Here is a 20,075-nt window from a genome sequence, read left to right on the forward strand (position 1 = left end):
GGAATTAACTAACTTCGTGTTTAATTAGATCGATTATAAACAATAATGATATATTTGCTGGTGTAAAACTTACACTAATAAATATTTGTATTGATGAAATCTCTACTTCTGGTTCTTATCGCCTGTATTTTGGCAGGCTCCCTCAGCTCTTTCGCACAATCTTCCGGGAAGATATCCGGGAAAATCACGTTGGTGGATGGTCAGCCCTTTGGCTCGGCCTCAGTTTCCCTGATTGAAACCAAGCAGACTACGCTTACCACTGAAGAAGGTAATTACTCATTTAACAATATACCTGAAGGCTCCTACACTGTGAGAATCCAGGTGTTGGGTGCTGCACAAAAAGATTTAAAAGTTAAAGTAACGGCCGGAGAAACTGTTACAGCCAATTACCAGCTCCCTAAAGAAAACGTGCAGGCATTGCAGGAAGTAATTGTAGGTGGTAATCAAACCAATAAATTCTCCAGGAAGGAGAGTGTCTATATTGCGAGGCTCCCGATTAAAAACCTCGAAAATCCTCAGGTATACGCTTCGATTCCAAAAGAACTGATCCAGGAGCAAATGGCTACTGATCTGGGTAGCATCGCTAAAAATGTTGCCGGAGCAGGTATCCCGATGATAGCCAATCAGGGCAGGGTTACTTTCCGTTCCCGTGGTTTTGATACGGAGCCGAATGCAAGAAACGGAGTAGCCGGTGCTGCTTTTTCTTCCATTGACCCTGCAAACCTTGAACGGGTGGAAGTGATCAAAGGCCCTTCGGCAACGCTGTTTGGTAACAGCATTTCCAGCAGTTACGGTGGTTTGTATAACCGTGTAACCAAAAAGCCCTACAATGATGTTGGTGGCGAAGTAGCTTATTATGGTGGAAGCTGGAACTTTAACCGTCTGACATTTGATGTAAACTCTCCGATCAATGCCGATAAAACAGCTTTATTCCGCCTGAATGGTGCAACCACCTTTGAGAAAAGTTTTCAGGATCAGGGTTATACAAATAGCCTGAGTCTGGCTCCAAGTTTCTCTTATCAGGTTAACGATCGTCTTTCATTGTTATTTGATGTAGAATTTGGTCAGGCCAAAGGAACTTCGGTAGTACGTTTCAATCCTTTTGTAAGTACTACAGTGCCTTCAAGGAAATCAATTGCAGATATGGGATTTCCATACAACAAAACATTCCTGAGCAATGACCTTCCTTATACCACCCAGATGCTGAATATCTTTGCACAGGCAAATTATAAGATCTCAGATAGCTGGACCTCTCAAACGATTGTATCACGTGCGCGCTCTTCTATCAGCGGATACATCACAGCCCTGACAGGACGTACCGATTCTACGATCCGTCCACAGGTGATCACTGGTTATACCCAGTTTATCGCGACGAACATTCAGCAGAACTTTACAGGTGATTTTAAAGTTGCCGGTCTGCGCAACCGCCTGGTAGTTGGATTGGATTTCTATAATAACTATAATGATTTCGACAGGGTGACTGTCAACACTACTGCCGGTACTGCTGCTTCACCGGATATTAATTTCCTGAAGGGTTCTACAGGTCGTATCAGTGCTTTTAAAGTGGATTCACTGGCCAGCAGGGGCGGAACGCTTCGTAAGGAAACCAACAGGGACAATACCTATTCGGCCTATTTCTCTGATGTGATCAACCTGACCGACAGACTGAACGTGATGCTGAGTTTGCGTGGGAACCGTTATAAATACGGAGGTGTGTATAACATCGTTACCGGTGTTACCGCTGGTGGTTTAGGTGTTGGCGGTACACAGACCGGTCCTTACAATCAAAACTCTTTGTCGCAGAAACTGGGTGCAGTCTATGAAATAGCGAAAGACCACGTATCACTGTTCGGTAACTATATGAATGGATTTTTTAACAAAAGCGGGCAAACTTCTGATGGTAGTGCCGTCAAACCTGAACATGCCAATCAGCTTGAGTTTGGTGTAAAGGCAGACCTGCTGGACCATAAGTTATCAGGTACGGTCAGTTATTATGATATTCAGGTGGAAAATGTTTTACGTGATGATCCTGCCAGTCTTAATGGTTATCAGATCCAGGATGGAACCCAGTTAAGTAAAGGTGTAGAGATCGATATAACGGCCAACCCTATTGCAGGGTTAAATATAGTTGCAGGATATGCTTATAACGACAGTAAACTCACAAAAGCATCTGCTACTACCACAGGAAGACGCCCGGGTTTATCAGGCCCGCCGCGTTCTTATAACTTCTGGGTAAGTTACCGCATTCCTCAAGGTGAGCTGAAAGGACTGGGTGCTGGTTTTGGCGGTAACATCGCCAGCTGGCAATACCATACCAATACAACCGTTACGCAGATCATCATTCCATCTTATGCAATGTTTGATGCCACTGTATTTTATGATCAGCCAAGATACCGCATCGGTTTGAAGGTAGATAACCTGACCAGCGAAAAGACCTGGTCGGTAAGGTTAACACCACAGGCACCGGCAAGGTTCCTTGGCAGCATAGCATTGAAATTCTAATTTAAAGCCGGTTACTATGAAACGTATTACATTAATTTTCCTGGTGCTTTTATCAGGTATAGTACAGAGCAAAGCTGTAGCCAAGCAGCATTATTATGGAAGGACTACCGTTAAGTTGGGCGATAGCGAGACTATAGCCCCAGCTGCATTATCAGATTTACCACTTGTTCAGCATACCGGAAATAAAGCTGGTTCTGATGTCACTATCCAGGTTTTCCATGCAGTAAAACCTGTTCCCAATGCAACGCTTCTAATGCGTCATCCCGAAATGCCGGAACAGAAACTTAAAACAGACGAAAATGGAAATGTATCCTTTCATGCGCCAAAAGCAGGCAGATACTTTGCTTTGGTTACACTGAAGTCTGAACAATCCGGAACGTTTAGAGGAGTACATTACGACGTGTTCAGGGAAAAAGCTTCGGCGAATATGCTTTTAGCTTAAGCGCCAAAATTTAATAAATGCCTAAAAAAGAGCCGTCTGCCTGATCAAAAAGGAGACGGCTTTTTTCTTCTATCAGATTGTTGTTATAATTATTTGAAACAAGGATCAAAGAACTGCGTTTAGTTTATATTTACATCAAACTTATAACTATGATTACTCCAGAAGATAACGCCTCATTTAACGAAGAAGAAGCAGATGAACAATTCAGCCAGCAGGATGTACAGTCTGACGGAATAGATGCTGTTCCGCCGTCTGAAGAAGACGTTGCAGCGTCTGACATTGATAATTTGTCTCAGGCAGATAAAGCATCAGAATCATCTTTTACCTTAAATGTTGATAAAGGAATTGCACCGGGAAAACCAGACAGAAGCTAATTACAGTCTGGATACCCAACAATGAACATTAGTACATTTAATGCCTTCAAAAGTCGCAATTACAGGTTATATTTTAGTGGTCAGTCGATCTCACTAATCGGTACCTGGATGCAAAAGACCGCAGTAAGCTGGGTCATTTATTCGGAAACACACTCGAAATTTATGCTGGGCCTGACCCTCTTTGCGAGTATGTTTCCGTCTTTTGTTTTTTCTTTCCTGGGCGGGATTGCGTCAGACCGTTACGACCGTTTTAAACTCCTGCTGGCCACACAAATGGCCTCGATGGTGCAGGCTATTCTCCTCACGGCCATCATCTTTTTCAAACATTACAATGCATGGGAGATCATCGGGCTGAGTGCATTACTTGGCCTTATCAATGCTTTTGATATTCCAGCAAGGCAGTCACTGGTTTATGAAATGGTAGAAAATAAAGCAGATCTGCCCAATGCACTTGCTTTAAACTCTTCTATGGTCAATTTATCGCGGCTGATTGGCCCGGGACTGGCCGGGCTGGCCCTGGAGAAATTTGGGCAGGACGTCTGTTTCGGTTTAAACGCTGTTAGTTTTATTGCCGTGATCGGGTCTCTGTTGATGATGAAGCTGCCTAAATATATTGAAAAACCCATCACTAAGAACGTTCTGGGAGAATTAAAGGAAGGATTTGAATACATCAGGCACACGCCTTCCATCAAATTTGTGCTCATCACACTGTCTGCCGTCAGTCTTCTGGTTCTGCCATATAGTACCCTGATTCCGGTATACGCAAAAGATATCTTTAAAGGAACCGCTTCTACGTTTGGTATAATTGACAGTGTAATTGGGCTCGGTGCATTCTGCGGGGCTATTTTTCTGGCTTCACTTAAGCCGGGCAGAAATCTCAAACGCATACTGGCAACGAATACGATTATATTTGGTGCAGGATTGGTCATGTTCTCCCATACCACCTGGTACCCGCTTGCACTGGTATTTGCCACGATCACGGGTTTTGGCATGATGTCGCAGATTACCATCAGCAACACGCTCATCCAAACAACGGTAGATCCGGCAATGCGCGGAAGGGTGATCAGCTTCTACGCCATGGCGTTCTTTGGGATGCAGCCACTTGGTGGTTTGCTCATCGGTTTCCTTTCCAAATGGATCGGCACACCGGATACGGTGATGGCACAGGGTGTGATTACCATCCTGATCGGCGTTCTTCTGTTCCGGTTTTTACGGATAGATGCAGAGAAACTTGTTCATAATTAATGAATTAAGTTCAATTTACTCGTTACAACAATTAGGAATTGTCATTTATAGATGTTAATTTATGGGAAATGTTCTTTATGTGATGACGGTCATTGTTGCTGATGATGTAAAACATTAATCGGAGGTTGTAAATCATCCATCTTTGAGCAGTAAGAATGTGGACTGGGTTAGTTCATAATTATTAAACCGCTCATCACATGAATAGACTCCTAATCCTTTTGCTACCTGTTTTTCTCGGCATTTTGCGTGTCAATGGCCAGGAAGCTCCCAAAGCTGATTCAACCAAGGCTAAAATTACCATGAAAGGGCTGTTCCAGGCCCGGTATTTATTTAGTGGTAATAAGGATGTAGACCTGAACGGGTTACATCATACTAATGGAAAGGCAGTCTATAACGATTTTGACCTTAAACGCGTCAGACTTCAGTTCACTTCAAAAATATCTGATCGTACAGATGTGGTCTTGCTGCTCAATCTGGCTGATTTTAAAAATGATCCGGTAAATAAGGTGCTGGAAAATGCCTATATCACTTACCGGCTTGACCATTATATCAATTTGAAAATGGGGCAGTTCAGACCCGCTTTTGGTCTTGAAGATATGTATGCCGTAGATGTAATCAAATCCCTGGATTATTCTAATCAGTACACCGCTTTTGGCAATAATGGCTGGCAGAGTTTCCAAATTGGTGCCAGCATTTACGGGGCGGTTAGCGGAGAGGTGCCTGTGAAGTATGAATTCTCTATTGTAAATGGCAATGGCAGAAACCAGACTGCCGATAGCGATAACGGAAAGCACTTTTCTTCACGTGTGGAGCTGGGGCTTCAAAAAAGCCTGAAAATAAAACTTGGCCTGAACGGAGGTTTGGCCACTGTTCAGAACAGCAATGTATACGCATCAGGCATAGACCTTTCCGGTGTGATACCGGTCTGCAAAAAATGGTCGCTCGAAATTGAAACCGAATTTAAACAGGGCAACAACCATGTATTGTATTACGGACTGGATTCGGCAAAACGCATCGGCAGCGTAAGCCAGTACCAGATGCGCGGCGTGTACTTTCTGCCGAACCTTCGCTATGCGATCAATTACCATCGCTTAAGCTCACTGGAGTTTTCCTGCAGGTATGAATATTTCGACAGGGATTTCAGGCATGCCAGTAACCCGAGGCAAACCTATACACCTATGGTCAGTGCAGAATTCCTGAAGAGTTATAACGCACGCATCCAGTTTGGGGTGAACATAGATCACTACAAAAAGAATATCGCGGGAACTACCCAATACGACAATCAGCTCTTTATCCTGCAAGTACAATCAAGATTATAAAATAATTAAACGGATTCTCATGAAAGCCAACCCCACTGCACCGGTTACAGCCGGGCCAGCTCCAGCCAAAGAAATTCAGCTGCTGCCTTTAATTATTACAGTCGCCATAGGGCTTACTATTTGGTTTATCCCTCCTCCGGAAGGCGTTAAGCCCGACGCATGGCATTTATTAGCTATTTTTCTGGCTACGATCATCGGGATCATCTTGAAAGCTGCCAGTATGGGTACCTTATGTATGATCGCTATTGCACTGGTGGCCGTTACAGGTGTCCTTGCTCCCGGAAACCCGGCAAAATCCATCACACTGGCCCTGCGCAGTTTTGGCGACAAAGTCATCTGGCTGATCGGGATCAGTTTTTTCATTGCCCGTGGTTTTATCAAAACGGGCCTGGGCAGCAGGATCGCGTACATTTTTATCAAGCTGTTCGGTAAAAGCCCCTTGGGTTTAGCCTACAGCCTGGGCGCTGCAGATTTGATGCTGGCGCCTGCCATACCGAGCAACACCGCAAGGGGTGGAGGAATCATCTACCCGATCATGAAATCTATGTCGATGAGTTTAGGCTCAATGCCAAATGAACCCGAAACACACCGTAAGGTGGGTTCATACCTGACGCTGAACAGTTACTACATGAACCTGATCACCTCCGCGATATTCCTTACCGGAACAGCAAGTAACCCGATGTGCCAGAAATTTGCCGCTGATATGGGAATCCATTTCAGCTGGATGTCGTGGTTCTGGGCAGCTATCGTACCCGGCATGGCCTCAATGATCATCATTCCTTTCCTCCTCTATAAAATCTTTCCCCCTGAGCTGAAAAAAACTCCTGAGGCGCCGGCAATGGCAACCGCAAAACTGAACGAAATGGGGGCGATCACAAAAAATGAATGGCTGATGCTGCTGGCCTTTGTGATTTTACTGGTACTATGGGTAACGGGCGACTTTTTTAAGATTGACGCCACTACTACTGCTTTTATCGGACTGTCTATTTTGTTACTTACCCAGGTATTGACATGGGAAGATGTCAAAGCAGAAAAAGGCGCCTGGGATACAATCGTGTGGTTTGCTACACTGGTTATGATGGCGGGATCACTCAATGAACTGGGCTTTATTCCTTGGTTCGGGCACCTGATCCAGACACAGCTGCTTGGCCTTTCCTGGTCGGTCGCTTTTCCGATCATCGTTGTGGTATATTTTCTCAGTCACTATTTATTTGCCAGTGCAACAGCCCATGTTGCTGCAATGTACGCTGCTCTTTTAGCTGTAGGTGTGGCTATGGGTGTGCCTCCGTTATTACTGGCACTCATGCTTGGATTTACCGGATCACTATATGGAACGCTGACGCATTATGCGCACGGACCGGCCCCTGTATTTTTTGGAAGCGGTTATGTGGATGTTAAACGCTGGTGGACGATAGGTCTGGTGATCGGGATTGCTTTATTGGTGATCTGGATGGGAGTAGGCGGAATCTGGTGGAAAGTTACCGGTGTATATTAAATGATATTAAATAGATTATATATGAAAGTAGCCATTTTAAAAAGCACCTTGTCACGAAAAAACCTGATGGCCCTCACGGGACTGTTCCTTTGTTTTTTCCTCGTGATCCATTTGCTGGGGAACCTGCAATTGCTGCTGCCGGCGGAGCGTGCGGAAGGAAGTTTTAATTATTACTCAGACCTGCTGTCGGGCAATATCTTTATCATGATGATCTCCTATGTGCTGTACTTTTCGCTGATCGCGCATGCGGTGGATGCACTGGTGATTACGCTTAAAAATAAAAAAGTAGCGGCTAAATATGTTTATGACGACCGTAAGCAGGTGAGCAAATGGTATTCCAGGAATATGGGAATACTGGGAACAATACTGCTGATCTTCCTGGTGCTGCATTTCAAAGATTTCTGGTACCTGTATAAGTTCGGGGCTGTCCCGGTTGACAAGGAAGGATATAAAAACCTTTATGTGGTGGTGTTATATGCTTTTAAGTCCTGGTGGTATGTGTTGTTATATGTATGTGCAATGCTGGCCCTTGGTTACCATTTGCTGCATGGTTTTAAAAGCGCAGTCAGGACCCTGGGCTTGTACCATCCGCGTTATGCCTCATATGTGCAAATCTTTGGAGTGATTTATAGTTACGCGATCACCATAGGGTTTTCGGTTATTCCCGTTTACGTTCACCTTACTCAATATGGATTATGGAATTAGATGCTAAGATCCCGGAAGGGCCACTGGAAGATAAATGGAGTTTTTATAAGGCGCATGCCAGGCTGGTAAACCCGGCGAACCGTAAAAAATTACCTGTTATCATTGTAGGTACAGGGCTCTCCGGCGCTTCGGCAGCGGCCTCTCTGGCTGAACAGGGGTATTCGGTACAGTCATTCTGTTTCCAGGATTCTGCCCGAAGGGCACATTCTGTGGCTGCACAGGGAGGAGTAAATGCGGCAAAGAATTATCAGAATGACGGAGACTCGGTTTACCGCATGTTTTATGATACGCTGAAAGGGGGCGACTTCAGGGCGAGGGAAGCAAATGTTTACCGTTTGGCAGAATGTTCACTCAGCCTGATTGACCAGGCAGTTGCCCAGGGCGTTCCCTTTGCAAGGGAGTATGGAGGTTATTTAAGCAACCGATCATTTGGCGGGGTGCAGGTAAGCCGTACATTTTATGCCAGGGGACAAACCGGGCAGCAATTGCTGCTGGGCGCCTATCAGTCGCTGATGCGGCAGGTGGAACTGGGAAAAGTTAAGTTATACAGCCGGCATGAAATGCTGGACCTGGTGGTCATCGATGGGAAGGCTAAAGGGATCATCGCCCGCAACCTGGATACCGGGGCAATTGAACGTTATGCTGCCGAGGCCGTGGTGATTGCCACGGGCGGGTTCGGAAAGATCTACTATTTATCTACCCTCGCTATGGGCTGCAATGGCTCTGCCATATGGAGGGCACATAAACGGGGAGCATTGATGGCCTGCCCAAGCTGGACGCAGATCCATCCTACCTGTTTACCACAGGCCGGGGATTACCAGTCTAAGTTAACACTGATGTCCGAATCCCTGCGTAATGACGGGCGTATCTGGGTGCCAAAACTGACAGATGAAAAACGGGCGGCGAATGATATTCCCGAAGAAGAAAGGGATTATTACCTGGAGAGACGTTACCCTTCTTTCGGAAACCTGGCACCCAGGGATATCTCTTCGAGGGCCGCTAAAGAGAGAATTGATGCCGGCTTTGGCGTGGGCACACAGCACAATGCAGTGTACCTTGATTTTTCAAAAGCAATCAAAGAGCAGGGATTGGATAAGGTGAAAGAAAAATATGGGAACCTTTTTTCCATGTACAAGAAGATCACCGCCGATGATGCCTATGAAGCACCGATGAAGATCTCGCCGGCAGCCCATTTTTCTATGGGTGGTCTCTGGGTAGACTATGAGCTGATGACTACCATCCCAGGCCTTTTTGCGGTAGGTGAGGCTAATTTTGCTGATCACGGAGCTAACAGGCTCGGTGCAAATTCTTTGCTTCAGGCATGTGTGGACGGCTATTTTATTCTTCCTTATACCATTGCCAACTATCTGGCAGGAGAATTAAAAGCTGAAAAGGTTAGCGTTAAACATCCGCAATTTGAAGTGGCCGAAAGGGAAGTTACTGAACAGCTGGAAAGGCTGATGGCCATTAAAGGGACAAAAACGGCCGATCAGTTCCATAAGGAACTCGGGAAGCTGTTGTACGACAAATGCGGCTTGTCACGTTCTGCAGCTGGTCTGAATGAGGCTATCCTGGGTATACAGAAACTGCATCATGAGTTTTATACGCAGCTGATCGTTCCCGGTACTGCCGGAGAGATCAATGCTGAACTGGAAAAAGCGGGCAGGGTAGCCGATTACCTGGAGATAGCCGAGTTGATGTGCCATGATGCACTGAGCCGTGAAGAATCCTGCGGGGCTCATTTCAGGGAAGAATACCAGACGGCCGATGGAGAAGCTTTAAGAAATGACGAAAAGTTCTGCTATGTATCTGCCTGGGAATGGACAGGTACGGATGCTGCTCCTGTTTTGCATCCTGAGCCCTTAGTGTTTGAATTTATCAAATTATCAGTTAGAAGTTATACTTAGAATCATGAAGATACATCTCAAAATATGGCGTCAGAAAAACGCCGCTGCTGAAGGAAAAATGGTTGACTATGACCTGGATAAGGTAGACGTGCATATGTCTTTCCTCGAAATGATGGATACACTTAATGAACAGCTGATCTTAAAGGGAGAAATACCCGTTGAATTTGACCATGACTGCAGGGAAGGGATCTGCGGGGCCTGCGGCATGATGATTAACGGGCAGGCACACGGCCCGGTTGCGGGGTTAACAGCCTGCCAATTGCACATGCGGGAATTTAAAGACGGAGAAACAATTTATGTGGAACCATTCAGGGCACTTGCCTTCCCTGTAAAGCGGGATCTGAAAATTGACCGCTCTGCATTTGACCGTATTATACAGTCTGGCGGTTTCATCTCTGCCAATACCGGGCAGCCTGCGGAGGCAAATACGCTGCTGGTCACACATGAAGAGGCTGAATCTGCGTTTGACTCTGCCGCCTGCATCGGCTGCGGTGCCTGTGTGGCTACCTGTAAGAATTCAAGCGCGGCATTGTTCACCTCGGCGAAGATCTCCCATTTGGCCAAACTTCCGCAGGGCGAAAAGGAAACTGCAAAGCGGGTGTTAAAGATGGTAACCAGGATGGATGCCGAGGGCTTTGGGCATTGCAGTAACACGGAAGCCTGCGAAGTAAAGTGCCCGCAGGGGATATCAGTGCTGAACATTGCGCGGATGAACTGGGAATATACAAAGGCAGCAGTATTAAAAGATTAAAATATTTATATGTTGATGTAGCGTTTCGATTATTGACTGCGTTTTATGATCAGGTTAGGGTTCAAAATCATTACATGCGATGAAGTAGCTGCTATATTTCTTTGGTGTGTTTTGTTATTGCCTTCTATAATGTGGTGTTTAGGAAGGCTGGAATTTAGCCTGCATATTTACGTTGTATGAATGATTTTGAATAAAATGAGTTAAATAATTCCGTTACACACACAAATGGACGCAATAGCCCCCCGGTCTAAGGACTGAGGGGCGTTGTTTTTTACAGGGTTACCTGATGAGGGGCTTTCCGGCGGTCCCAGGTAACGTTTTGAATCGGGTAGTCTAAGGCTTCGGTGGAAGCGGTTCCAGGTCAGATTAGTAAAGCCCTTCACATTTTCAGGTGAGCTTTTACGTAAAAATCCCCTTGTTTTACACAAGAGGATTTTTTACGTATAATACTGTTTAAACAGTATATCTTACCAGAAAATCGTGTAAAGCGCAACGATCACACCTATGATCAGTACAGCACCAACCGTAAAACCTGGTGTTGTTTTGAACATGCCCCTGTCGATCTCCAGACCTTTCGGGTTCACACCATTTCTGTTCTCAAACAGACTGATGATATACATTGCAACGATACAGATCGCGAATACAAAACCCATCCTGTCAAGGAAAGGGATTTCATATAACATGCTGCCATCTTTTTGTTCAACCAGTTTGGAGAAACCTATCGGGTTTAAACACTGAAGGTTTGCAAACGATGGAAGTATTTTAAATCCTACAGACATCAGGAAGCCTCCTATCGTTGCAAATAATGCAGCATTTGAAGTCGTCCTTTTCCAGAAGAAGCCCAGGATGAACATCGCAAAGATACCCGGCGATACAAAACCTGTGTACTCCTGTATAAACTGGAAACCTCCTTTTTTATCGATGCCCAGCTGAGGGGCAATGATGATGGCAAGGATCATGGCTACGATCACTGTGATCCTTCCGATGATCACCTGTTTATTCTCATCCGCATCTTTGTTGATTACTTTTTTGTAAACATCAAGCGTAAAAATCGTTGCAATACTATTTGCCTTTCCTGCCAGTGAAGCCACAATAGCAGCCGTCAATGCAGCAAAAGACAAACCTTTAAGACCAGCGGGAAGTAAGTTCAGCAGTACGGGATAAGCCGAATCTGCATTGAGGGAACCATCCTTCAGCATATCCGTCTGGAATGATCCGGCGCCTTCTTTGTACAATACATATGCCGCAATCCCGGGTAAAACCACGATCACAGGCATCAGTAATTTCAAGGCAGCAGCAAATAACAGTCCGCCCCTTGCGGTTTTTAAATCTGCACCCAGTGCTCTTTGCGTGATGTATTGGTTACAGCCCCAGTAGTTCAGGTTCACGATCCACATCCCACCGATCAATACCGATAATCCCGGCAGATCCATATAGTGCGGGTTCTCCTTATGGAAGATCATCTGGAAGTGGTCTACAGCCTTTTCCTTGATCAGTCCCAGTCCGTTAAGTACACCTGTGGTGCCGAAATGGGCAGATACCAGCTGTAAAGCCAGGTACGTTGTTGCGAGTCCTCCGAGAATTAAAAAGAATACCTGGATCACATCCGTGTAGCCGATCACCTTCATTCCCCCCAGGGTAATGATCACCGCAAATACCGACAGGATGTACATACAGGCTGTGGTATTGATTCCTGAGATACTGTTAATGGCCAGTGCACCCAGATACAGGATAGAGGTCAGGTTGACGACTACATATAACAACAGCCAGAAGATGGCCATGATCATGGCTACGGTACTGTTATAACGTTGTCCGAGAAATTGTGGCATTGTATAGATCTTGTTCTTGATATATACAGGGATGAAGAACGTAGCTACGATGATCAGCGTAGCCGCAGCCATCCATTCATAGGTTGCGATGGCCAGGCCCATGGTAAAGCCTGAACCGCTCATTCCGATAAACTGCTCTGCAGAGATATTGGAAGCAATAAGGGAGGCGCCGATGGCCCACCAGGTTAAAGAGTCTTTTGCCAGGAAGAAATCTTTTGAGTTTTCTGCCTGCGCCTGCTTTTTACGGTAAACTGTCCAGCCGTACAGCGCTACAACAAGGAAGTAAACCAGGAAAACGACGTAGTCGTATGTGCCTAATGAATGCATAGATTAATGGGGTTATATTTGGATTATATTTTGGGTTAAATATACCTATTTACAATGTTCTCCAGCAACTCTTGTTTTCCGCTCAGTGTTTCAGGCTCGCCTTTCTCCAAAGCATAGGCTGAAAGGTCTTCCAGCGTGAGTTTTCCGCTCTCAAAATCTTTACCTGCGCCGCTGTCAAATGAAGCATATCTCTCCGTTCTTATCTTTTTATAGTCAGATTTCTGAAGGATATTGTCAGCAGTGATGAGTGCCCTTGCAAAAGTATCCATTCCACCGATGTGGGCATAGAACAGGTCGGCCGCGTCGGTAGAATTTCTTCTGATCTTGGCGTCAAAGTTCACACCACCACCTTTTAAGCCACCGGCTTCCAGGAATATGAGCATAGTTTCTGTCAGCTCATTGATATCATTCGGGAACTGATCCGTATCCCATCCATTCTGATAATCACCCCTGTTGGCATCCATAGAGCCCAGCAGGCCTGCATCGGCAGCTACCTGAACCTCATGCTGGAAAGTATGGCCGGCAAGCGTGGCGTGGTTCACTTCAAGATTGAGTTTGAAATCCTCCATCAGGTCATACTGACGAAGGAAACTGATGACAGTAGCTGCATCATAGTCATACTGGTGTTTGGTAGGCTCACATGGTTTAGGCTCCACTAAGAAAGTACCTTTGAATCCTTGTTTGCGTGCATAATCTTTCGAAGTATGTAAGAATTTAGCCAGGTGTTCCTGTTCGCGTTTCATATTGGTGTTCAGCAGGGTCATATACCCTTCACGGCCACCCCAGAATACATAATTTTCTCCGCCAAGGGCGATGGTAGCATCCATTGCAAATTTCACCTGTGCGGCGCCATGTGCCAGTACATGGAAATTCGGGTTGGTAGATGCACCGTTCATATACCTGCGGTGCGAGAAGAGGTTGGCAGTTCCCCATAATAGTTTTACACCGCTTGCTGCCTGTTTTTGTTTAGCATATTCCACTAAAGCCTGCAGGCGGCGTTCATTGTCTTTTACATCATTGGTATAATCTACCACATCCACATCGTGGAAACAATAGAAGGGAAGATTCATTTTGGTCAGGAACTCAAAAGCGGCGTCCATTTTGTCTTTTGCCCTTTCTACCGCATCTGTTTTTTCGTTCCATGGGTGAATGATCGTCGCCTCTCCAAAAGGGTCTCCCCCGGTAGCCGCAAAAGAATGCCAGTAGGCACCGGCAAAGCGCAGGTGGTCTTTCAGGGTTTTTCCTGCAACAATTCTATTTTCATCGTACCAGCGGAAAGCCAGTGGGTTATCTGAATCTGCGCCTTCGAACTTTACCTGTCCGATTCCTTTGAAGAATTCTTTGTCTCCCGTAATTACATTTGTCATATGAACTCGTTTATATTTAATGTTAATCTTGTTTGTTTAAAAGTCTGAGCCAGTCCTGGTATACAGGCTCGTACGTGTCTGTTACGGTAGGTTCAACCAGCTGAAGCGGCCTGATGTTACTAAAGGCTTCGGCAGCTGAAGAAAAGGTTTTAGCACCGATCCCTGATCCCAGGGCAGCCCCCACGCTCCCATCATTTTCATAAAGTTCCACAGGAACGCCGGTACTGTTCACAAAAGCTTCCAGGAAAAGCTCACTTAAAAACAGGTTGGCTTTTCCGGCGCGGATCACACTCGGGCTCATGCCATTTGCACGCATAATGTCGACCCCGTAGCGAAAGGCAAAAGCTATACCTTCCTGTACACCGCGAAAGAGATGTGCCTGCGAATGCAGGTTCAGGTCTATATCCTGGAAATGTACGCCCACGAGCCTGTTGTTCAGCATACGTTCGGCCCCGTTACCAAAAGGAAGCACCCGTAAACCCTCAGCACCAACCTTTATTTTTTTCGCTTCAGCATTCATAGTGGTATAACTCATAGACGAACCGAATAAGTTTTTTGTCCAGCGGTTCAGACTTCCCGTTCCGTTGATACAGAGGAGCACGCCGAGGCGTTTTTCTTCTTCGGTATAGTTCACGTGGGCGAAAGTATTTACGCGGGACTGGTCGTCATGGGTCAGCTGATCGCTTACACCATAGATCACCCCTGAGGTGCCCGCCGTAGCGGCAACTTCTCCGGGTTCCAGTACATTTAATGACAGTGCGTTATTGGGCTGGTCGCCTGCTTTATAGGTTACCGGTGTCCCTTCTTTAAGGCCTGTTAATTGTGCAATAGCTGCAGATACGCGTCCATGTTCTGCAAATACAGGCCTGATCTCCGGGATCAGCGAATCACTAAACCCATAATATTTCATCAGTTCGGCAGAAAGGCTGTTGGTCTGGAAATCCCAGAAGATGCCTTCTGACAGAGCCGATATACTGGTGGTGATCTGCGAGGTTAACTTCATCGCGATAAAGTCGCCCGGGAGCATGATCTTATCAATCTTTGCATACAGTTCCGGTTCATTTTGTTTTACCCAGGCCAGTTTTGAGGCTGTGAAGTTACCCGGTGAATTAAGCAGATGGGACAATGAAAAGTCATGTCCCAATGCATCGAAAGCATCATTTCCAAGGTCTACCGCGCGGCTGTCGCACCAGATGATACTGTCCCTGAGCAGCTTCTGCTCTTTGTCTGCCAGCACCAGACCGTGCATCTGGTAAGCGATGCCAATCGATGTAATGTCATGCGGATTGAATTTTCCCGGGGCTTTACAAATGGCAAAAGCCTGTTGTACATGATCCCACCACATTTCCGGCGACTGTTCTGCCCAACCGGGCTGGATGGCAGTGATGAGGCTTTCTTCCTCAGGATATTGTGCTGAAGTAACTACCTGTTGTGTTGCTGCGTCTACAACAGCTACTTTTATAGAAGACGTTCCAATATCTATTCCCAGTAATAACATATATTTTTTGTTATTGCAATTGTTAAGTTTATACCCGGTTACGGAAAACGAATTTAGGTTAATATTTTTATTGTGCAATCGATTGCCCGATTATTTTTTACATTTTTGTGTTTATAATGAAAAGCCAGAAAAGAACAACTATATATGACATCGCGCAGAAGCTGAGTATAGCGGCTTCTTCCGTTTCGCGGGCATTGAGCAACAGCACTAAAGTAAACGCCGCGACTAAGGCCTTAGTACTTAAAACTGCTGCGGAAATGAATTATCAGCAAAATGCGATGGCATCCAACCTGAGGAAGGGCAATAACCCTACAATTGGTGTAGTTGTTCCCATGATCAACCAGAATTTCTTTTCAAATATTATTGCCGGACTGGAAGAGGTAACCTATAAAAAAGGCTATAACCTGATCATTTGCCAGTCGAACGAACTCCATGCCCGTGAAGTGGATTGTGTGAACGCGCTCATCAACCAGCATGTCAGCTGTATCATCATTTCCATTGCTGCCGAGATGGGGCCTCACCAGCATCTTCAGCAGGTCCTGGACCACCGTATCCGTCTGATCCAGTTCGACCGTGTGGTGGATGAACTGGATACTTTTAAAGTGATTAACGACAATGAGCAGGCTTCTTATGAAGCAGTTCTGCACCTCGTAGCACAGGGTTACAAAAGAATTGCGTTACTGGAAGGGCCGCAGGACATTGACATTTTCCGCCAGCGAAAAGAAGGATACCTCAATGCACTGCGGAAATCAGGATTCCCCATTTTGGAGGAACTAATGTGTGAAAATGCCTGGACCAAAGAACTGGGTGCAGAGGCTACCGCCCAGTTACTGAACTCACCCGAACCGCCGGATGCGATCTTTGCATCCACGTCCGACTTCTCCGCGCTGGGCGTACTGGAGGTAGCGACAGACAAAGGGATTGCCGTACCGGAGGCACTGGGAATCTGCGGGTATTCAAATGAACCTTTTACAGAAATCACAAGTCCCTCCATCACTACCATCGATCAGTACAGTATCAGCATGGGTAAAACGATTGCCAATCTTTATTTCCAGGATATGGAAGAATTTGACTTCAATGTGGAAACTAAGGTAGTGAGCATTAAACCCAAACTCATCGTTCGCAAATCAACCAGCAGGATATAATAACACCTATTTTGCCTATACCGCACCGAAACGGCTATTGCAAAAGCTAAATTTGATAGGATGGACGCAACTGAAAAGGACTACCATGGGCATCAGATGCTGGATGACCTCCATAAAAAGACATACCCCGGTTACTCTGCCACTGGCCGGCTGAAGCGGCTGGCAGAACTCAGGGGGCTGGAATTGGGAATAAGCAGGTCCTTTAAAAAAGCGGTCTGAAAAACATAATTAATCGAAATCAAATAGGATGCGTAAACTGATGAACAAAGAACTGCTGCTGCTGAGCCTGCCTTACTGGTGCTGACCGCATGTAATGAACAAAAGAAAGCTTAGGGGAAAACCGATAGCAGTGCCTTTACTGGAGCTATCTCCAAACCTCTCCTTACCAAGATGTATACCGCCGATCCCTCTGTACATGTCTTTGAGAGAAAGCTTTATATTTATCCTTCACATAATATTGATGCCGGAATACCGGAGAATGATAACGGTGACTATTTTGCAGTGGACGATTATCATATTTTCTCAGTTGATAGTGTTGGTGCAGCGGTTACAGATCATGGATAGGCGGTACAACCCATCATTCCATTGTAGAATTTAAAGATAAATGGCTGATCTTTTACCATGATACCGAATTGTCATGCGCCAAAACCCATTTAAGAAACCTCAAGGTGACCACTCTTAAACATGAGGCGGACGGTACTCTAAAAACGATTAATCCTTATAAAATTAGTATTTTTTAAATACCATTCGGTACATTTGGTCATGGATAACGTTTTATCAAAGGCAGACCGTACCCGGCAATTTATTATTGAATCTACAGCATGGATATTCAATACAAAGGGCTATGCCGGTACCTCAGTGGCTGATCTTACTGATGCCACAAAGCTGACCAAGGGCAGCATATACGGTAACTTCGAAAATAAGGAAGAAGTGGCGCTTGCTGCCTTTGAATATAATTTAATCCTTGTAAAACAGGCAGTTGACCAACAGGTTAAAAAATCTGTGACCTACCAGGAGAAACTGATGGTCTACGCTGTTATCTACAATAAATTTATGGGAGAGTCCTTTCCAAAAGGAGGATGCCCGATCCTGAATACTGCCATCGAAGCGGATGATACCCATCTGCTCTTAAAAGCAAAAGCAGCAGCGGCAATTTACCGTTGGAGGGATGACATTGTCAGTCTTGTGAAAGAAGGCGTAAAGGCGGGGGAGTTTAAAGCAGGAATGGAAAGCAGCCAGCTGGCGTATTCTATCATTGCGCTCATTGAAGGAGGGATCATGATCGCCAAGGTTACGGACAGCCCTGCAAACCTGGAGACGATATTAAAAACTGTTGAGATGCTGATCGTGCAGTTGAAAGCGTAAAGGCCGGATCTTGACCAATTACATTCTAATGTTATCTAATTCTAATGTTATCTAAGGATATTCTAATTTGAAAATTATGTATACTATATTCCGGCTGCATTAATTTGCTGCGCAAAAGAACGCTGAGGCCGTCATATAGTATACCATAATTTTTTTAAGATTTTCAATAGGATCATCTAAACAAGCGTATCAGGCCACCGTACCAGACATCCGGCAATAGCAAGAAATCGTATCGTATGGTCATCATGCCCGGCCGCTATACATGGTCACCATGCCTGGCCGCTATGCATGCCACCATGCTACAGGATAACCTTTAAAAAAAATGCACCCCTCTTTCGATGCCTTCTGCTGCGCTTCAGCAGCATACAGCATCGAAAGAGGGGTGCATTTTTTTCAGCGAAGCCAGATGATCCGGCGCCTTGCCAAACCGCCATGCCTGGCCGCCTTGCCTAACCACCTCGGCCTGGCCACCTTGCCAGATAAACCCGCTTAGATCGCCTTAAAAACCACGATCCCGTTATGTCCGCCAAAGCCAAAAGTATTACTCATGGCAACCTTTATCTTTGCAGAAACGGCTTCTTTGATAATAATATTCAGGTTACCCGGTATTGCAGGGTCAAGTTCAGTTGTATTAATTGTTGGTGCAATTACGCTGTCCCTCATAGAGAGCAAACAGATAATCGCTTCTATAGCACCTGCAGCACCCAAAAGGTGGCCGGTCATAGATTTTGTTGCACTGATCAGCAGGTCATTTTTACCCGTTCCCAGCAGGCTGATTACCGCATTGGTTTCAGAAAGGTCACCAACAGGAGTAGAAGTAGCGTGGGTATTCAGATAGTTTACGTCATGGATGGTTACGCCAGCTTCTTCAAGTGCAAGTTTCATTGCATGTGAAGCACCTTTTCCTTCAGGGTGTGTTGCTGTCATATGGTAAGCATCAGCTGTCATTGCTGCACCGCCAACTTCACCATAAATATGTGCACCACGTTTTACGGCATGTTCATATTCTTCCAGAACCAGTGCACCGGCACCTTCGCCCATGACAAAACCATCGCGGTTCACATCAAAAGGTTTCGATGCGGTTTCCGGAGTATTGTTTTGCGATGACATCGCTTTCATGGCACAGAATCCACCTACTGAAGAGGCTGATATAGGTGCTTCCGAACCACCCGTAATGATCACCTTGGCTTTTCCCAGACGGATATAATTAAAGGCGTCCATAATTGCCGTATTCGAAGTAGCACAGGCAGACACGGTTGTATAGTTGATTCCCATGTAGCCATTGCGGATAGAAATCATTCCCGAGGCCATATTGGCGATCAGTTTCGGAACAAAGAAAGGGCTGAAACGGGGAGTACCGTTACCCAGCGCATATTCAGAGGACTGCTCCTCAAACGTATCCATTCCACCCTGGCCTGATCCCCAGATGACGCCAACATCAAAGGGATCCATTTTGTCAAACTCAAAACCTGAATCTTTTATGGCCTCATCCGAAGCAACAAGGGCATATTGAGTGAAGCGGTCCGTCCTTTTCACGTCAGACCTGTCCAGATATTTAGTAACATCAAAATCTTTGAGCTCACAGGCGAATTGTGTGCGGAAAAGTGATGCATCAAACCGGGTGATCTTCGCAGCTCCGCTTTTACCAGCTACGGTATTTGCCCAGAATGTATTTACATCATTTCCTAAAGGGGTTAAAGCCCCGATCCCTGTGATAACAACTCTTTTTAACATATGCTTTTATATAATTAATTGATCAATCCTGTTCCCAGCCTGATATTTCAGCTGCAAAAGTAAGATTATA

16 protein-coding genes and 1 pseudogene are annotated in these 20,075 nt (G+C 45.6%); 13 read left to right on the forward strand and 4 right to left on the reverse strand.

What is annotated here, in order from left to right; translation table 11 throughout:
• The first annotated feature begins 93 nt into the window (after window positions 1-93).
• The 9 genes from BLW16_RS11420 (at window position 94) to BLW16_RS11460 (ending at window position 10,740) form a co-directional block, all read left to right on the forward strand.
• Window positions 94-2,502, forward strand: a complete 2,409-nt coding sequence (locus BLW16_RS11420; protein ID WP_090556711.1) for a TonB-dependent receptor — start codon at window positions 94-96, stop codon at window positions 2,500-2,502.
• A gap of 16 nt (window positions 2,503-2,518) precedes the next feature.
• Window positions 2,519-2,944, forward strand: coding sequence for a DUF4198 domain-containing protein (locus BLW16_RS11425; RefSeq protein ID WP_090556712.1), 426 nt, complete (start codon window positions 2,519-2,521; stop codon window positions 2,942-2,944).
• Between the two features lie 149 nt (window positions 2,945-3,093).
• On the forward strand, window positions 3,094-3,318 hold the full coding sequence (locus tag BLW16_RS11430) for a hypothetical protein (protein WP_090556713.1): 225 nt from the start codon (window positions 3,094-3,096) through the stop codon (window positions 3,316-3,318).
• A 21-nt stretch (window positions 3,319-3,339) separates the two neighbouring features.
• On the forward strand, window positions 3,340-4,563 hold the full coding sequence (locus BLW16_RS11435; protein ID WP_090556714.1) for an MFS transporter: 1,224 nt from the start codon (window positions 3,340-3,342) through the stop codon (window positions 4,561-4,563).
• 197 nt (window positions 4,564-4,760) lie between these two features.
• Entirely contained in the window at window positions 4,761-5,882 is a 1,122-nt protein-coding gene (locus BLW16_RS11440; RefSeq protein WP_090556715.1) for a porin, read from the forward strand.
• A 19-nt stretch (window positions 5,883-5,901) separates the two neighbouring features.
• Window positions 5,902-7,377 (forward strand): anion permease, encoded by a 1,476-nt coding sequence (locus BLW16_RS11445; RefSeq protein WP_090556716.1) that lies wholly within the window; start codon window positions 5,902-5,904, stop codon window positions 7,375-7,377.
• A 21-nt stretch (window positions 7,378-7,398) separates the two neighbouring features.
• Window positions 7,399-8,082: a succinate dehydrogenase cytochrome b subunit gene (locus BLW16_RS11450; RefSeq protein ID WP_090556717.1), complete on the forward strand. Its 684-nt coding sequence runs from the start codon at window positions 7,399-7,401 to the stop codon at window positions 8,080-8,082.
• Complete coding sequence (locus BLW16_RS11455) at window positions 8,073-9,989, forward strand: fumarate reductase/succinate dehydrogenase flavoprotein subunit (RefSeq protein WP_090556718.1); 1,917 nt, start codon at window positions 8,073-8,075, stop codon at window positions 9,987-9,989. The genes BLW16_RS11450 and BLW16_RS11455 overlap by 10 nt, the downstream gene beginning before the upstream one ends.
• A 4-nt stretch (window positions 9,990-9,993) precedes the next feature.
• Window positions 9,994-10,740 (forward strand): succinate dehydrogenase/fumarate reductase iron-sulfur subunit, encoded by a 747-nt coding sequence (locus BLW16_RS11460; protein WP_090556719.1) that lies wholly within the window; start codon window positions 9,994-9,996, stop codon window positions 10,738-10,740.
• Window positions 10,741-11,207: 467 nt separating this feature from the next.
• Here BLW16_RS11460 and BLW16_RS11465 read toward each other — a convergent pair whose 3' ends face one another.
• From BLW16_RS11465 to BLW16_RS11475, 3 genes are read right to left on the reverse strand one after another with little or no spacing between them, the layout of a single operon-like run.
• On the reverse strand, window positions 11,208-12,896 hold the full coding sequence (locus BLW16_RS11465) for a sodium/sugar symporter (RefSeq protein ID WP_090556720.1): 1,689 nt from the start codon (window positions 12,894-12,896) through the stop codon (window positions 11,208-11,210).
• A 35-nt stretch (window positions 12,897-12,931) separates the two neighbouring features.
• Window positions 12,932-14,263, reverse strand: a complete 1,332-nt coding sequence (gene xylA, locus BLW16_RS11470) for a xylose isomerase (RefSeq protein ID WP_090556721.1) — start codon at window positions 14,261-14,263, stop codon at window positions 12,932-12,934.
• 22 nt (window positions 14,264-14,285) lie between these two features.
• Window positions 14,286-15,761: a xylulokinase gene (locus BLW16_RS11475; protein WP_090556722.1), complete on the reverse strand. Its 1,476-nt coding sequence runs from the start codon at window positions 15,759-15,761 to the stop codon at window positions 14,286-14,288.
• Window positions 15,762-15,877: 116 nt separating this feature from the next.
• On the opposite strand from BLW16_RS11475, the gene BLW16_RS11480 reads away from it, so the two are divergent.
• From BLW16_RS11480 to BLW16_RS11490, 4 genes and pseudogenes are all read left to right on the forward strand, one after another.
• Entirely contained in the window at window positions 15,878-16,906 is a 1,029-nt protein-coding gene (locus BLW16_RS11480) for a LacI family DNA-binding transcriptional regulator (RefSeq protein ID WP_090556723.1), read from the forward strand.
• 84 nt (window positions 16,907-16,990) lie between these two features.
• A pseudogene (locus BLW16_RS23005) lies at window positions 16,991-17,125 on the forward strand (mannonate dehydratase); the annotation flags it as partial.
• A 171-nt stretch (window positions 17,126-17,296) separates the two neighbouring features.
• Window positions 17,297-17,470 (forward strand): hypothetical protein, encoded by a 174-nt coding sequence (locus tag BLW16_RS23695; RefSeq protein WP_245735234.1) that lies wholly within the window; start codon window positions 17,297-17,299, stop codon window positions 17,468-17,470.
• A gap of 198 nt (window positions 17,471-17,668) precedes the next feature.
• Window positions 17,669-18,271: a TetR/AcrR family transcriptional regulator gene (locus BLW16_RS11490; protein ID WP_090556724.1), complete on the forward strand. Its 603-nt coding sequence runs from the start codon at window positions 17,669-17,671 to the stop codon at window positions 18,269-18,271.
• Window positions 18,272-18,760: 489 nt separating this feature from the next.
• On the opposite strand, the gene fabF is transcribed toward BLW16_RS11490, so the two are convergent.
• Window positions 18,761-20,005, reverse strand: coding sequence for a beta-ketoacyl-ACP synthase II (gene fabF, locus BLW16_RS11495; RefSeq protein WP_090556725.1), 1,245 nt, complete (start codon window positions 20,003-20,005; stop codon window positions 18,761-18,763).
• Between the last annotated feature and the right edge of the window lie 70 nt (window positions 20,006-20,075).

The sequence above is a fragment of the Pedobacter hartonius genome (assembly GCF_900107535.1).
Classification (GTDB): Bacteria; Bacteroidota; Bacteroidia; order Sphingobacteriales; family Sphingobacteriaceae; genus Pedobacter; species Pedobacter hartonius.

What these genes read in the sequence shown, in the direction of transcription:
- BLW16_RS11420 (WP_090556711.1), top strand. Translation starts at nt 94, where the DNA reads ATGAAATCTCTACTTCTGGTTCTTATCGCCTGTATTTTGGCAGGCTCC.
- BLW16_RS11425 (WP_090556712.1), top strand. Translation starts at nt 2,519, where the DNA reads ATGAAACGTATTACATTAATTTTCCTGGTGCTTTTATCAGGTATAGTA.
- BLW16_RS11430 (WP_090556713.1), top strand. Translation starts at nt 3,094, where the DNA reads ATGATTACTCCAGAAGATAACGCCTCATTTAACGAAGAAGAAGCAGAT.
- BLW16_RS11435 (WP_090556714.1), top strand. Translation starts at nt 3,340, where the DNA reads ATGAACATTAGTACATTTAATGCCTTCAAAAGTCGCAATTACAGGTTA.
- BLW16_RS11440 (WP_090556715.1), top strand. Translation starts at nt 4,761, where the DNA reads ATGAATAGACTCCTAATCCTTTTGCTACCTGTTTTTCTCGGCATTTTG.
- BLW16_RS11445 (WP_090556716.1), top strand. Translation starts at nt 5,902, where the DNA reads ATGAAAGCCAACCCCACTGCACCGGTTACAGCCGGGCCAGCTCCAGCC.
- BLW16_RS11450 (WP_090556717.1), top strand. Translation starts at nt 7,399, where the DNA reads ATGAAAGTAGCCATTTTAAAAAGCACCTTGTCACGAAAAAACCTGATG.
- BLW16_RS11455 (WP_090556718.1), top strand. Translation starts at nt 8,073, where the DNA reads ATGGAATTAGATGCTAAGATCCCGGAAGGGCCACTGGAAGATAAATGG.
- BLW16_RS11460 (WP_090556719.1), top strand. Translation starts at nt 9,994, where the DNA reads ATGAAGATACATCTCAAAATATGGCGTCAGAAAAACGCCGCTGCTGAA.
- BLW16_RS11465 (WP_090556720.1), bottom strand. Translation starts at nt 12,896, where the DNA reads ATGCATTCATTAGGCACATACGACTACGTCGTTTTCCTGGTTTACTTC.
- xylA (WP_090556721.1), bottom strand. Translation starts at nt 14,263, where the DNA reads ATGACAAATGTAATTACGGGAGACAAAGAATTCTTCAAAGGAATCGGA.
- BLW16_RS11475 (WP_090556722.1), bottom strand. Translation starts at nt 15,761, where the DNA reads ATGTTATTACTGGGAATAGATATTGGAACGTCTTCTATAAAAGTAGCT.
- BLW16_RS11480 (WP_090556723.1), top strand. Translation starts at nt 15,878, where the DNA reads ATGAAAAGCCAGAAAAGAACAACTATATATGACATCGCGCAGAAGCTG.
- BLW16_RS23695 (WP_245735234.1), top strand. Translation starts at nt 17,297, where the DNA reads ATGTATACCGCCGATCCCTCTGTACATGTCTTTGAGAGAAAGCTTTAT.
- BLW16_RS11490 (WP_090556724.1), top strand. Translation starts at nt 17,669, where the DNA reads ATGGATAACGTTTTATCAAAGGCAGACCGTACCCGGCAATTTATTATT.
- fabF (WP_090556725.1), bottom strand. Translation starts at nt 20,005, where the DNA reads ATGTTAAAAAGAGTTGTTATCACAGGGATCGGGGCTTTAACCCCTTTA.